This is a genomic window from Micromonospora trifolii (genome assembly GCF_022229005.1).
GTDB classification, from domain to species: domain Bacteria; phylum Actinomycetota; class Actinomycetes; order Mycobacteriales; family Micromonosporaceae; genus Micromonospora; species Micromonospora trifolii.
On record NZ_JAKKFD010000046.1, the window covers coordinates 1 to 13,195 of the forward strand.

The following is a 13,195-nucleotide window of genomic DNA, read 5'->3' on the forward strand; positions in this document are numbered from 1 at the left end:
CATGGAGTTGTGGTGCCTCGCACAAGGGGCACACGTGGAGCTGTTGCCCACCACAACTCCATGATCGACGGGGGCGGGGCGGGGCGGGGCGGGGCGGGGCGGGGCGGCGCGGGGCCGGGCCGCCTGGGGCGGGGCGGGGCCCGGGTTGGGGACTAGTGGGGGAGAGGGGCTGTGGGGCGGCGTTGGGTGGGGACGGGTGGGGTTGGGGTTGCGGTCAGGGGGGTGGGGAGGCCGGTGACTGTGGCTTGGCCGGTGCTGTCGACAGTGACGTGCACGGGGGTGTTCGCCACGCGCAGGCCGTCTACCGCTACCGCACCGAACTCCGCTCCCGCCAGGGGTGCCAGTCGGACCGTGCCGCCCGGCACGTCCGGGTAGAGCCCCGTCGCGGCCTGGAGCAGCAGCACCGCTCCCGTCGCGGCCCACGCCTGCGGTCGGCACGCGGCCGGGTACGGCACCGGACGGTTCACCAGTGCCCGGTCGTCGCCGCCGTACAGCTCCGGCATCCGGTAGTCGAACGCCTCGGCCGCGCTGAGCAGCCCGTCGGCCAGGCCGAGAGCGGCCTCGCGGTGCCCGGCGCGGGCCAGCCCACCGAGCACGATCGCTGTGTCGTGGGTCCAGATCGAGCCACAGTGGTACGACAGCGGGCTGAACCCGGCGTCGTCGCTGGACATGGTGCGGAGCCCGAACCCGGCGGCCATCGTGTCGGTGGTGAGCAGGTGCGCGACCTGGGCCTCCTCGTCGCGGTCGAGCAGGCCGGTGCCGAGCAGGTGGCCGATGTTGCTGGTCAGCGAGTCGACCGGGCGCTTGTCGCGGTCGAGGGCCAGGGCGGGTTGCGGTCCGTGGCGACCGTCGACCCAGAAGCTCTTGCGGAACCGGCCGACCAGCGTGGCGGCGTGCTCGCGCCAGCGGTCGGCGCCGGGTCGGCCGAAGGCGTCCAGCAGGGCGGCGCCGTTCACAGCGGCCTCGTGCGCGTACCCCTGCACCTCGGCCAGCACTATCGGCGCGGTGGCCAGGGTACCGTCGCGGAAGCGAACGGCGTCGCCGGAGTCCTTCCACCCCTGGTTGGACAGCCCGTGCCCGGTGGTGTCGACGTACTCGACCAGGCCGTCGCCGTCCGGGTCGGCGTGCTCGCCCAGCCAGCGCAGCGCCGCCTCCAGGTGCGGCAGCAGGGGCTCGATCTGCTCGGGGGGCATCCCCCAACGCCACGCGTCGTGCAGCAGGTTGACCCAGAGCATTGTGGCGTCGACGGTGCCGTAGTACGCCGGCGGAAGGCGCAGGCCGTTGTCGGGCAGGGCGAACGCGTGGCGGCGCAGCTCGTGCAGGATCTTGCCGGGGGCCTCGCCGGTCGCCGGGTCGACGCGGGTGCCCTGTCGCCGGGCGAGCACGCGCAGGGTGCCGGCGGCCAGGTCGGTGCCGAGCGGCAGCATCATCCGGGCGGCCCAGAGGCTGTCCCGGCCGAACAGGGTGAGGAACCAGGGCACCCCGGCGCCGAGGAACACGTCGCCGGGTGCGCCGGTCTCGGCCAGCCGGAGGCCGCGCAGATCGTCCAGGCTGCGGTCGAGCAGTCGGACCAGCCGTCGGTCGTCGGCGGTCACCTCGGGTCGGGACCACTCGGGCTCACCGGGCGGGCCGACGACGACGGCGCGCGGGTCGTCGACTGTCACCTGCCAGCGCAGCACCGTTTCGCCGCCGGGGGGCAGGTCGACCGGCCAGACCAGCCGGGGTGCTGTGGCCCGCTCGCCGCGGACAAGCACGTCGGCGCCCGGCGCGCTGACGCTGACGGTGATCCCGGCGCCCGACCAGGTGAGCGTGCCCCGCTGACCGGCGCTGGCCGCCAGCGCCTCGGTGGCGCCACCGGACTTGACGACCTCGATGGGTGCCAGGTCGCAGCCGAGGTCGACGGAGACGGTGGCCCGTACGCCGACAGTGGCGGTGGAGACGATCCGCAGCTCTTCGGTGAGGCCGTCGCGGGTGGCCCGCCGGAGCCGGTCGACACGGACGGTGGGGTCGGGCGTGGGGTCACCGAGCCAGCGGGCGAGGCTCACGAAGTGCGCGCCGTGCGGGCCGTCGTCGCCGCGGGTCAGCCCTTCGAGCTCCCGCTCATCGACCCGCAGCTCGGCGCGGGAGAGCACCCGGGCATCGGCGTGGAAGACGCCCTGGACGCCGGTCGGGCGGATCTGCCCGGTCGCGTCCCCCAGCGCGCTGGTCGGGGCGAAGACCACCCCGACCAACTCGTGCAGGAGGGGTTGCAGCTGGCGTTCGATCACGGTGTGGCTCCAGATCCTCGGGGTGCGGGGCGGCCATCTTGACAACGCGCCCCTGGCGGTGCAAAGTGCGAAACATTCCAGAAACTTGAACGATCCAATCCTGCCTTATCCAAATTGGATCGTTCAAGATGGCGAGAGGGATTAAGTGGCCGAAAAGGTGACCATCGCGACGGTGGCCCGGCACGCCCGAGTCAGCCGGCAGACGGTGTCCAACGTGCTCAACAGCCCGCACATCGTGCGGCAGGAGACCCGCCAGCGGGTCGAGGACGCAATCAACGCGCTCGGCTACCGGGCCAACCAGGCTGCCCGACAGATGCGCACCGGCCGGTCCCGCCTCATCGCCGCCCGGATCGACCCGACCCGCGACGGCATCAACGGCTCCGTGCTCGACCGCTTCCTGCACGGCCTCACCGAGACCGCCGACGCCGCCGGCTACCGGGTGCTGCTCTACACCGCCACCGACGACGACCGGGAGATCGCCACCTACGGCGACCTGCTCGGCACCTACGAGCTGGACGCGTTCGTGCTGGTGGGCACCAAGTACGGCGACCCGCGTACCGAATGGCTCGCCGACCGGGACGTACCGTTCGTGACCTTCGGTCGCCCATGGGACGCGCTCGACGCGCACCCCTGGGTGGACGTGGACGGCGCCGCCGGCACCGCCCAGGCCACCCGGCGCCTGCTCGAGGCCGGTCACCGGCGGATCGCCTTCCTCGGCTGGCCGGTCGGCTCCGGCGTCGGCGACGACCGGCGGGCCGGCTGGCGCGACGCGCTGCGCGCGGCCGGCGTCGACCCGACCGGGCTGCACCGCGAGACCGAGGACGGCATCGCCGAGGGCGAACGCCTGATGCGCGACCTGCTCGTCACGGTGGCGCCGAGCGCAGTGGTCTGCGCCAGCGACTCCCTCGCCCTCGGCGCCCTCCAGGCGATCCGCGGCGTCGACCCGCCCGTGTCGGTGATCGGCTTCGACGACACGCCGGTGGCCGCCGCGGTCGGGCTGACCAGCGTCAGCCAACCGCTCGGCGAGGCCGCCGCCCGCTGCGTGGACCTGCTCACCGGGGTCCTCGACGGCGCCCACGAGACCCCCACCCCAGTGCTGCTCCAGCCCTCGTTGGCACTGCGGCACACCGCGTAGTCCCACCCCCCACCAGGAGAAACCATGGCACCCCGAACAATCACCCGGGCAGCGGTGGCCGGCCTCGCCGCCGTCGCCCTCCTCGGCTCCGCCGCCTGCGGCAGCGGCTTCGACGACTCCTCCGGCGACACCGCCCAGTCCAGTGGCCCGGCCAGCCTGCAGATCCTGATCGGTTCGTCCGGTGAGGCCGAGACCAAGGCCGTGCAGGACGCCGCCGCGAAGTGGGCCAGCAGCTCCGGCAACACCGCGACTGTCACCCCGGCACAGGAGCTCACCCAGCAGCTCGGTCAGGCCCTCGCCGGTGGCACCCCGCCGGACGTCTTCTACGTGGACGCGGCCCAGTTCGCCGACTACGCCAGCGTCGGCGCCCTCGAGCCGTACGGCGACAAGGTCAGCAACTCGGGCGACTTCTACGAGAGCCTGCGCACCGCCTTCACGTACGACGGCAAGCTCTACTGCGCGCCCAAGGACTTCTCGACCCTGGCCCTGCAGATCAACACCGACCTGTGGACCAGGGCTGGGCTGACCGACGCCGACGTGCCGACGACCTGGGAGCAGTTCACCGCCGTTGCCCAGAAGATCAAGGCAAAGGGGCAGGTCCCGCTGGCCCTCGGCGACACCAGGGACCGGATCGGCGCGTTCATGGTGCAGAACGGCGGCTGGCTGGTGAGCAAGGACGGCAAGCAGCCCACCGCCGACACCCCGGAGAACCTCGCCGCCCTCCAGTACGTCAAGACCATGCTCAGCACCGGGCTGGCCAAGTACCCGAAGCAGCTCGACGCCGGCTGGTCCGGTGAGGCGTTCGGCAAGGGCAAGGCCGTGATGACCATCGAGGGCAACTGGATCAAGGGTGCTCTCCAGAACGACTTTCCGAACGTGAAGTACAAGGTCGTGGCGCTGCCGGCCGGCCCCAAGGGCCAGGGCACCCTCTCCTTCACCCAGTGCTGGGGCATCGCCGCGAAGAGCAAGTACAAGGATCAGGCGATCAAGTTCGTCGAGGCGATGACCAGCGGCGAGCAGCAGATGACCTTCGCGAAGGCGTTCGGCGTCATGCCGTCCCGCCAGTCGGCGCACGACCAGTACACCGCCGCCTTCCCGGCGGACAAGGTGTTCGTCGACGGCGCCGCGTACGCCCAGGGCCCGGTGAACGCCCCGAAGATGGACAGCGTCCTCAAGGACCTCGACACCGGTCTCCAGGGGTTGGCCAACGGCGACCCGAAGACCGTGCTGCAGAACTTCGACAAGAACGCCAAGGCGGCGCTCGGCGGCAGCTGAGGTGACGGCGGGGGCCCCGGCGAGCACCGGGGCCCCCGCCGCACGTCGGCCGGAGAGAGGAAGGGAGGGAAGATGGCAACCGAGACACTGACCGCCGCGGCCACCGCGGGCGGGAGCGACCCCCGCCGACGCAGGGGCGGCATCCGCAGCAACGAGAACCTCGCAGGCTGGCTCTTCGTCGCGCCGGTGATCGTCATTCTGGGGCTGTTCCTGCTGCTGCCCATCCTGATGGCGCTCTGGGTCAGCCTGACCGACTGGAACGGCCAGGGCAGCCCGTTCACCGGCGACGTTCCGTTCGTCGGCGCGCACAACTACACCCAGTTGTTCACCGAGGACGGCCTGGCCCGCCGCGACTTCATGACCAGCATCCGCAACAACATCTACTACGTGGCGATCGTGGTGCCGGCGCAGACAGTGCTCGCGCTCGGACTGGCGTTGGTAGTCAACAATCGGATGCTCAAGGGCAAGAGTTTCTTCCGCAGCGCCTTCTACTTCCCCTCCGTGACCAGTTCGGTCGCGATCAGCGTGGTGTTCCTGTTCCTCTTCGCCAACTCCGGCGCGGTGAACGCGCTGCTCAGCTTCCTCGGGATCGACGGCCCGGAGTGGTTCGCCGATTCCCGGGGCGTGCTGCACCTGCTCTTCGGCGCGGTCGGCGTCGACTCGCCACCTGCGGCACTGGCCGACGGCGGCCCGTTCGGGCTGACCTGGTGGGACTGGCTGGCCGGCCCGAGCGTGGCGATGATCTCGATCATCACGTTGGTCGTCTGGACCACCTCCGGCACCTTCATGCTGATGTTCCTGGCCGGGTTGCAGAACGTACCGGTCACGCTGGACGAGGCGAGCACCCTCGACGGGGCGTCCCGGTGGCAGCGCTTCCGGCACGTCACACTGCCGATGATCAGGCCCACCACCTTCCTGGTGCTCACCCTCGGCATGATCGGCTCCTGGCAGGTCTTCGACCAGGTGTACGTGATGAGCCAGGGCGACCCGGCCAAGACCACACTCACCCCGGCGTACCTGTCGTACCGGACCGCCTTCCGGGACTTCGACTACGGCTCCGGCGCGGCCATCTCCTTCGTCCTGTTCCTGATCATCATCGTGCTCACACTGATCCAGCGCCGGGCACTGGCCGAGCGGGACACCGACCGGCCGCGCCGCGGCTGGTGGCGTCGGCGCGTACCGGAAAGGTCCTGAGATGGCAGTGCTCACCGACCGCCCGGCGGCGGCGCCCGCGCGGCGACAGCGGCGCGCCGCCCGCACCCTGGCCACCCGCTTTCTGGGGTACGCCACGCTGGTCTTCTTCGGGCTGGTGTTCCTCTACCCGTTCGTCATCCAGATCGGCAACGCGCTCAAGACCGAGCCCGACGCGGCGGCGAACCCGCTGTCACCGTTTCCGGACCCGCTCACGCTGGCCGGCTTCGAACGGATCTTCGCCGGCACCAACTTCCCGCTGTGGCTGGGCAACTCGCTGCTGGTGACGGTGCTGGTCACCATCGGCCGGGTCTTCTTCGACTCGCTCGCCGGGTACGCGCTGGCCCGACTGCGGTTCCGTGGCCGCGGCGGGCTGTTCGCCGCCGTCATCGCGGTGATGGCGGTGCCCGGGGTGGTGCTGCTGATCCCGAAGTTCCTGGTGCTCAACCAGCTCGGCCTCTACAACAGCTACGCCGGGCTGGTGGTGCCGCTGCTGGCCGACGCGGCGGGCGTGTTCATCATGAAGCAGTTCTTCGAGTCGATTCCGGTGAGTGTCGAGGAGGCCGCCCGGATCGACGGGGCGAGCATCTTCCGCACCTTCTGGTCGGTGGTGCTGCCGATGGCGAAACCGGCGCTGATCACCCTCACCATCCTGTCGTTCCAGGGCTCCTGGAACGAGTTCCCGCACAGCCTGGTGTCGGTGCAGGACCCGGACCTGTTCACCCTGCCGCGCGGACTGGCCGACCTGGTCAGCGGCTCACTCGGCAAGGGCACCCAGTATCCGCTCAAGCTGGGTGCCGCGCTGCTGGCCACCATCCCGGTGGCGATCATCTTCGTGGTGTTCCAGCGGTACTTCGTCCGCGACGCCAACGACGGCTCGGACAAGGGCTGACCGGCCCGGTGTGGCGGCCCGGTCGGGGCCGCCACACCGGTTGGCCTGCGAATCAGTGTGGGGCGGCGGTCGGCGCGGGCTCCTCGGGCTGGGCCGACTCGGCACCGACCGGCGCATAGGGCGGCACCGACCGGAACGCCAACGCGGCGACCACGGCGAGCCCGAGCAGCAGGACGACACCGGCGGTGGCCGTCAGGACCAGCCCGCTGGTGTACGCCGCCCGAGCCGCGTCGACGAGCGGGCCGCCCACCCCGCCGGGCAGCTCGCCGGCCACCGTCACCGCGCCGGCCAGCCCGTCGCGAGCACGGGCCGCCGCCTCGGCGGGTAGCCCTGCGGGTAGCGCTGGGCCCAGCTCGGCACGGTAGACGGCGGCGCCCACGCTGCCCAGAACCGCCACCCCCAGAGCGATGCCCAACTCGCCGCTGGTCTCGGAGAGCGACGCCGCCGAACCGGCCCGTTCCGGCGGTGCCGACCCGACGATCAGGTCGGTGACCAGGGCCGAGGGCAACGCGATCCCGGCGGAGGCGACGACGAAGGCGACCAGGACGACCACCAGGGCGTGGTCGCCTTCCGCGCCGGTGAGCAGCAGGAAGCCCGCCGCCGTGACCAGTTGCCCGACGGCCATCACGTGCCCCGGTCGGAACCGACGGGCCAGTAACGGGGCCACTGTGGTCGCGCCGATCATCGCCACCGCCTGCGGCACCAGCAGCAGCCCGGCGCGCAGCGGGGTCAGCCCTTCGACCAGTTGCAGCCACTGGCTGACCAGCAGGAAGGTCCCGCCCATCAACACGCCGTTGAGCAGGAACAGCAGCAGTGCGGCGGTGAACGTGCGATTGGCGAAGAGGCGCACGTCCAGCAGCGGATGAGGCAGCCGGCGTTGCCGCCGGACGAAGATCACGCCGACCAGCAGGCCGATCACGATCGCCAGCACGGGCAGCGGGCGCCACCCGTGCCGGGCCAGCTCCTTGAGGCCGTAGACCACCGGCAGAATGGTGGCGAGCGACAACGCGACGCTGGCCAGATCCAGTCGACCGGGGTGCGGGTCGCGGAACTCCGGAAGCAGCAGTGGCGCGCTCACCAGCAACACCGCCATCACCGGCACACCCAGCAGGAACGCCGAACCCCACCAGAAATTCTCCAGCAGCACCCCGCCGATCACCGGCCCGACCGCCATCCCGCCCATGAAGCAGCTCATCCAGACCCCGACCGCTACCGCCCGCTGAGCCGGGATCTGGAACATGTTGCTGATCAGGGCCAGCGTGGAGGGCATCAACGTGGCCCCGGCGACACCGAGCAGTGCCCGCGCGGCGATCAGCAGCGGCGGGTTCGGTGCGTAGGCGGCCACCACCGAGACCACGGCGAAGGCGCCGGCCCCGATCAGCAACAGGCGGCGACGACCCACCCGGTCACCCAGGGTGCCCATCGTGACCAGGAAACCGGCGATCAGGAAGCCGTACGCGTCGGTGATCCACAACTGCTGGGTGCTGTCCGCGCCGAGGTCCGCGCTGAGGCTCGGCAGGGCCAGGTAGAGCACGCTCAGGTCGAGTGCCAGCAACAGGGTGGGCAGGGCCAGCACGGCCAGCCCGATCCACTCCCGACGCCCGGCTGCGGGGTGTGCTGTCGGCATGGTTCTCACCCTCCTAGGAACGGCTAGTGTCGGAGGGTGGACGACGGGCCGACCCGGAACTCATCGGTGCACGGTCAGGCGATTCTGTCGGGCAGGCCGAAGCGGGCGAAGAGCGCCGGCTCCAGGAAGTGGGTGAGCCGGGTGATCCGGCCGTCGGCGACGTCGATGAGCTGGATGGAGAACGCCCGGCGCCCCCCGGCCCGGTCGGGACGGTACTGCGCCAGCGCCGCACGGCCGTTGGCCGACACGCGAAGAAGCCGGGAACCCTGGCAGCCGGACGCCGGCCAGGAGACCATCCACCGGCCGATGTCGGCCGCCCCGGACAACCACATCGGGTACGGAGGCATGCTGTGCACCGCGTCCTCACGCAGCAGACCCACCAGGGCGTCTATGTCGTAGCGCTCGAACACCCGCACGTAGCGGTCCAGCAGGTCGAGGTGCTCCTCGTCAAGTGCCGGGCCCGGCGTCGCGCCGGCCCGCTCGGCCAGCGTGGCCCGGGCACGTTGCAGCGCGCTGTTGACGGCGGGCACGCTGGTGCCGAGCAGACCGGCGACCTCGTCGGCGTGCCAGCGCAGCACGTCCCGCAGGATCAGCACCGCGCGCTGCCGCGGCGGCAGATGCTGTAGTGCGGCGACGAACGCCAACCGGACCGAGTCCCGCAGGACGGCCAGCTCCGCCGGATCCGCCGTGGGCAGCACCGCCGCATCCGCTGCCGGCCCCACCCATCCCGTCTCGGCGTCACCGAGGCTCGGGGCCACCGGCGGCGACGGGTCACCGAAATCCGTGGGCAAGGCCCGCCGCCGCTGGCCCCTCAGCAGATCCAGGCAGACGTTTGTGGCGATCCGGTAGAGCCAGGTGCGCGTGCTGGAACGGCCGTCGAAGCCGTTCCACCCCCGCCACGCCCGCAGCAGCGTCTCCTGTACCGCGTCCTCGGCGTCGAACAGTGAGCCGAGCATCCGGTAGCAATAGCCGGTCAGCTCGACCCGGAACTCCTCCAGGTCACCCTCGGCGGTCGGCGCTGACAGCGGCGCGGTGGCTGAGCTCATGGGCCGACGGTAGGCGACCGGTCCGACATCGGCGCCCACACTCGCCGGGGCGCGCCGACCCGTGCCGGTGTCCGGGTCCGGGCGTCAGCGCGGGTCAGCCAGCAGGCTCCTCGTCGGCTGGAACCTTCTCGGTCGGCACGCCCACGTGCAGGCGCACCTGAGGCACCAGCATGTCGTCGACGTCCAGCGCCCGAGCCGCACCGTCGGGCTCCCACCCGGTGCTGGTGAGGAACTTGCGGGTCGCCTCGTCGGCGTCGAACGCCCAGGCCACCGCCCGACTCATCCCGTCCTCCCGCCACAGGTCGACGGTGGCCGCGAGCAGCCGACTGCCGTGCCCCCGCCGGCCCCACCGCGGCTCGACCAGCAGGTCGGTCACCGCCGCCACGTCCGAGCCGAGCGCGTCGGCCGGCTCACCCGGTGCCAACGCCTCGCCGTCGGCCGGGCCGGAGGCGGCGAACCCCACCAGATACGATTGCTCGGCCTGTTCGACGGCGACCAGCACCCGGTGCGCGCCCGAGGGCGGCTCCAGCACCGCGGCGCTCCACCGCCGGGCGAGGAACGCCTCGTCCAGGTTGTCGAGCACATGCCGAGGCAGGATCCGGCGGTACGCGACCCGCCAGGTCGCGAGCTGGATGCGTGCGATCTCGCCGGCGTCCTCGGGACGCGCCGGGCGGACGTACCCGAGAGCCATGGGACGGAAGCCTACGCAGGGCGAGGGAGACGACGGTGGCGCAGGGTGCCAACAGGACGACCACGCAGGTCGTCGGGGTGGTGGTGCTCGCCGCGGCGGTCACCGGGTTCCTCGCCATCGCGGCCGTCCGGCACGGGTTCTTCGACCTGAAGGTCTACTACGGCGCGTTGACCTGGTGGGTGCACGACGGCGGGGAGATCTACGACTACCTCAAGCCGGGCACCCAGTACGGCTTCACCTATCCGCCGTTCGCCGCGCTGGTCATGCTGCCCATGGCGTACCTGCCGTGGACGGCCGCGATCGTGGTGAGCGTGCTCGCCAGCGTGGTCACCACCGCTGTGCTGATCTGGTGGCTGGTCGACCCGATCGCCCGCCGCGCGGGCTGGACCCGGTGGTTCGCCCTCGTCGTGGCGCTCTGCCTGGCCGCCGCGTTCGAGCCGATGCGGGAGACTGTCAACTTCGGCCAGGTCAACACGCTGCTGCTCTTCCTGGTGGCGGTGGACCTGCTGCGGCTGCTGCCGGCCGGCAACCGGTGGGCCGGGGTGGGCATCGGCCTCGCCACCGCGATCAAACTGACCCCTGGCGTGTTCATCGTCTACCTGCTGGTGACCGGGCGGTGGCGGGCGGCGCTCACCGCCAGCGGCACCGCCGCCGGGGTGTCGCTGCTGGCCGCCGCGCTCTTCCCCGACGCGTCCCGGGAGTTCTGGACCGAGGCGCTGTGGAACACCGGACGGGTGGGCGAGCTGGCCTTCGTCTCCAACCAGTCGCTGCGCGGGGTGGTCGCCCGGCTCGACCCGGAGCACCCGAGCACCCTGCTGTGGCTGCTCCTGGTGCTGGGCACCCTGGCGCTCTGGGCCTGGCGGTCCCGGGCCGCCGTCGCGGCCGGCGACGAGGCGACCGGCCTGGCGCTGACCGGCGCGGTGATGTGCCTGGTCAGCCCGGTCACCTGGGTGCACCACCTGGTCTGGCTGCTGCCCGCGTTGATCCTGCTGGTCGACAACGCGATGGCCGCGCCGGCCGGCCGCCGACGGCAGGTCCTGCTGTTCGCCGCGACCATCGGGTACGCGCTGCTGATCAGCCGGACCGTCTGGCTCTGGGAAAAGGACTTCACCGGCGTCGACGGCTTCCTGGGCAGCAACGCCTACGTCTGGGTCAGTCTGGCGCTGCTGGCCTTCCTGCCGATCCGCCGCTGGCTGACCCCGAACGGGTCAGCGGTCGAGGCGTCCGGCGTACCGCAGCTCGACCAACCCGACCGGCGGGCCCCCACCGGCCAGCGGCACCTGGTAGGTCGACCGCTCACCGTCCGGTGACAGGCCGACGCGCTCGCAGAACCGCCGGGCCCGCCGGTTGTCCGCCAGCACCCACGCCCGGTACCCGGCCCAGCCCCGCTCGGTGAGCCCGCCCCGGGCGGCGTCCAGCAGCGCCGCGGCCGTCCCGTCACCCCAGTGGGCCGGCTCCACGTAGAGCGCCACCACCTCGCCGACCGTCGGGTCCAGGTCGTCCCGGTCCTGGTTGCGGCGGTACGGCCCGAAGGTGGTGAAGCCCACGACCGACCCGTCCACCTCACCGAGCAGTGTGGTGAACGGGTGTTCCGGATCGGCGGTGCCGACGTCGCGACGACGCTGCGCCCAGGCCACCACGTTGAGCCGCCCGAGCACCTCGTCCGGCATGAAGCCGGCATAGCCCGCCTGCCAGCCGTGCACGTGCACCCGGGCGACCGCCTCGGCGTCGTCCGGCTCCTCCCGACGGATGGTCAGCATTGCACCGTTCTATGCCCCGTTGGTCGTCACGTCCAGCTTCCCGCACCGGCGTCGTACCGATGAATTAAGGTCGCCGACGATGACCGCACCGGAATCACTCTCGCTCGCCCAGGCCCGCCGCGTGGCGCTCGCCGCCCAGGGCTTCGCCGACCCGGCGCCGACGGGCGTGCCCACCCGCAGGCACCTGCGCCGCGTGCTGGGCCGGGTGGGGCTGATCCAGATGGACTCGGTCAACGTGCTGCAACGCGCGCACTACCTGCCGCTCTACAGTCGTCTCGGGCCCTACCCGACCACGTTGCTCGACCAGGCCGCCTACCGGCGCCCGCGTGAGCTGTTCGAATACTGGGGCCATGAGGCGTCGCTGGTCCCGGTGGAGCTGCACCCGATGCTGCGCTGGCGGATGGCCCGCGCCCACAGCGAATCCTGGGGCGGCATGCGGCGGATCGCCCAGGAGCAGCCGGAGCTGGTCGCCTGGGTCCGAGACGAGGTCGCCGCCCGGGGGCCGCTGACCGCTGCCGAGATCGAGCACGACGCTCCCCGGGAGACCGGCAACTGGGGGTGGAACTGGTCGGCTGTCAAGCGGGCGTTGGAGTTCCTGTTCTGGGCCGGGGAGGTGGTCGCCGCCGAACGCAGCACCTCCTTCGCCCGCCGTTACGACCTGCCCGAGCGGGTGCTGCCCCCGGCGGTGCTGGCAGCGCCCACCCCGACCGACGCCGAGGCGTACCGGACGCTGGTGGCCCTCGCCGCGCGGTCGCTCGGGGTGGCCGCCGAGCCGGAGCTGCGCGACTACTTCCGGTTGCCGCTGGCCGGCGCCCGGCAGGCCGTCGCCGAGCTGGCCGAGGCCGGTGAGCTGGTGCCGGTCACCGTGCCGGGCTGGCGACAGCCGGCCTGGCTGCACACGTCCGCCCGGCTGCCCCGCTGGGTGCGGGGCAACACACTGGTCAGCCCCTTCGATCCGCTGATCTGGGAACGTGCCCGCACCGAGCGGCTGTTCGACTTCAGCTACCGGATCGAGATCTACGTCCCGGCGCCACAGCGGGTCTACGGCTACTACGTGTTGCCGTTCCTGCAGGGCGACCGGTTCACCGCCCGGGTCGATCTGAAGGCCGATCGCAAGGCCGGGGTGCTGCTGGTGCCGGCCGCCTGGCTCGAACCCGGCGCCGACCCGGGGGAGACCGCTGTCGCGCTCGCCGCCGAGCTGTACCGGCTCGCCGGCTGGCTCGGCCTGGACGCGGTGGCACCGCCGGCGGCCGGCGACCTGGCCGGTCCGCTCACCGCCGCGTTGGCCGGCGTGTCCGGTGTACCGTGAGC

11 protein-coding genes are annotated in these 13,195 nt (G+C 72.0%); 6 read left to right on the forward strand and 5 right to left on the reverse strand.

The genetic code is table 11. From position 1 onward, the window contains the following. Positions 1–152: 152 nt before the first annotated feature. The gene (locus NIE79_RS26690) at positions 153–2,267 is read right to left on the reverse strand and encodes a glycogen debranching N-terminal domain-containing protein (protein ID WP_238681191.1); all 2,115 of its coding nucleotides are present in this window, start codon (positions 2,265–2,267) and stop codon (positions 153–155) included. 145 nt (positions 2,268–2,412) lie between these two features. Here NIE79_RS26690 and NIE79_RS26695 point away from each other — a divergent pair, with 145 nt between their 5' ends. From NIE79_RS26695 to NIE79_RS26710, 4 genes are all read left to right on the forward strand, one after another. Then, on the forward strand, positions 2,413–3,402 hold the full coding sequence (locus tag NIE79_RS26695; RefSeq protein WP_238681192.1) for a LacI family DNA-binding transcriptional regulator: 990 nt from the start codon (positions 2,413–2,415) through the stop codon (positions 3,400–3,402). 24 nt (positions 3,403–3,426) lie between these two features. Then, the gene (locus tag NIE79_RS26700; protein WP_238681193.1) at positions 3,427–4,677 is read left to right on the forward strand and encodes a sugar ABC transporter substrate-binding protein; all 1,251 of its coding nucleotides are present in this window, start codon (positions 3,427–3,429) and stop codon (positions 4,675–4,677) included. A gap of 72 nt (positions 4,678–4,749) precedes the next feature. Further along, entirely contained in the window at positions 4,750–5,871 is a 1,122-nt protein-coding gene (locus tag NIE79_RS26705) for a carbohydrate ABC transporter permease (RefSeq protein ID WP_238681194.1), read from the forward strand. A 1-nt stretch (position 5,872) separates the two neighbouring features. Next, on the forward strand, positions 5,873–6,760 hold the full coding sequence (locus NIE79_RS26710; protein ID WP_238681195.1) for a carbohydrate ABC transporter permease: 888 nt from the start codon (positions 5,873–5,875) through the stop codon (positions 6,758–6,760). A 52-nt stretch (positions 6,761–6,812) separates the two neighbouring features. Here the strand turns inward: NIE79_RS26710 and NIE79_RS26715 are convergent, their stop codons facing one another. The 3 genes from NIE79_RS26715 to NIE79_RS26725 all read right to left on the reverse strand — a co-directional run bounded on the left by NIE79_RS26715 (position 6,813) and on the right by NIE79_RS26725 (position 10,124). After that, positions 6,813–8,387 carry an MFS transporter gene (locus NIE79_RS26715; protein ID WP_238681196.1) on the reverse strand — a complete coding sequence of 525 codons (1,575 nt, stop codon included), beginning with the start codon at positions 8,385–8,387 and terminating at the stop codon, positions 6,813–6,815. A gap of 74 nt (positions 8,388–8,461) precedes the next feature. Beyond that, positions 8,462–9,433 (reverse strand): sigma-70 family RNA polymerase sigma factor, encoded by a 972-nt coding sequence (locus NIE79_RS26720; protein WP_238681197.1) that lies wholly within the window; start codon positions 9,431–9,433, stop codon positions 8,462–8,464. A 94-nt stretch (positions 9,434–9,527) separates the two neighbouring features. Beyond that, the gene (locus NIE79_RS26725) at positions 9,528–10,124 is read right to left on the reverse strand and encodes a GNAT family N-acetyltransferase (RefSeq protein ID WP_238681198.1); all 597 of its coding nucleotides are present in this window, start codon (positions 10,122–10,124) and stop codon (positions 9,528–9,530) included. A 35-nt stretch (positions 10,125–10,159) separates the two neighbouring features. Here NIE79_RS26725 and NIE79_RS26730 point away from each other — a divergent pair, with 35 nt between their 5' ends. Then, the gene (locus NIE79_RS26730) at positions 10,160–11,434 is read left to right on the forward strand and encodes a glycosyltransferase 87 family protein (RefSeq protein WP_238681199.1); all 1,275 of its coding nucleotides are present in this window, start codon (positions 10,160–10,162) and stop codon (positions 11,432–11,434) included. On the opposite strand, the gene NIE79_RS26735 is transcribed toward NIE79_RS26730, so the two are convergent. Next, entirely contained in the window at positions 11,333–11,884 is a 552-nt protein-coding gene (locus NIE79_RS26735; protein ID WP_238681200.1) for a GNAT family N-acetyltransferase, read from the reverse strand. The two genes, NIE79_RS26730 and NIE79_RS26735, sit on opposite strands and share 102 nt — an antisense overlap. 79 nt (positions 11,885–11,963) lie before the next feature. On the opposite strand from NIE79_RS26735, the gene NIE79_RS26740 reads away from it, so the two are divergent. Then, positions 11,964–13,193 (forward strand): winged helix-turn-helix domain-containing protein, encoded by a 1,230-nt coding sequence (locus NIE79_RS26740; RefSeq protein WP_238681201.1) that lies wholly within the window; start codon positions 11,964–11,966, stop codon positions 13,191–13,193. The last annotated feature ends 2 nt before the right edge of the window (positions 13,194–13,195 follow it).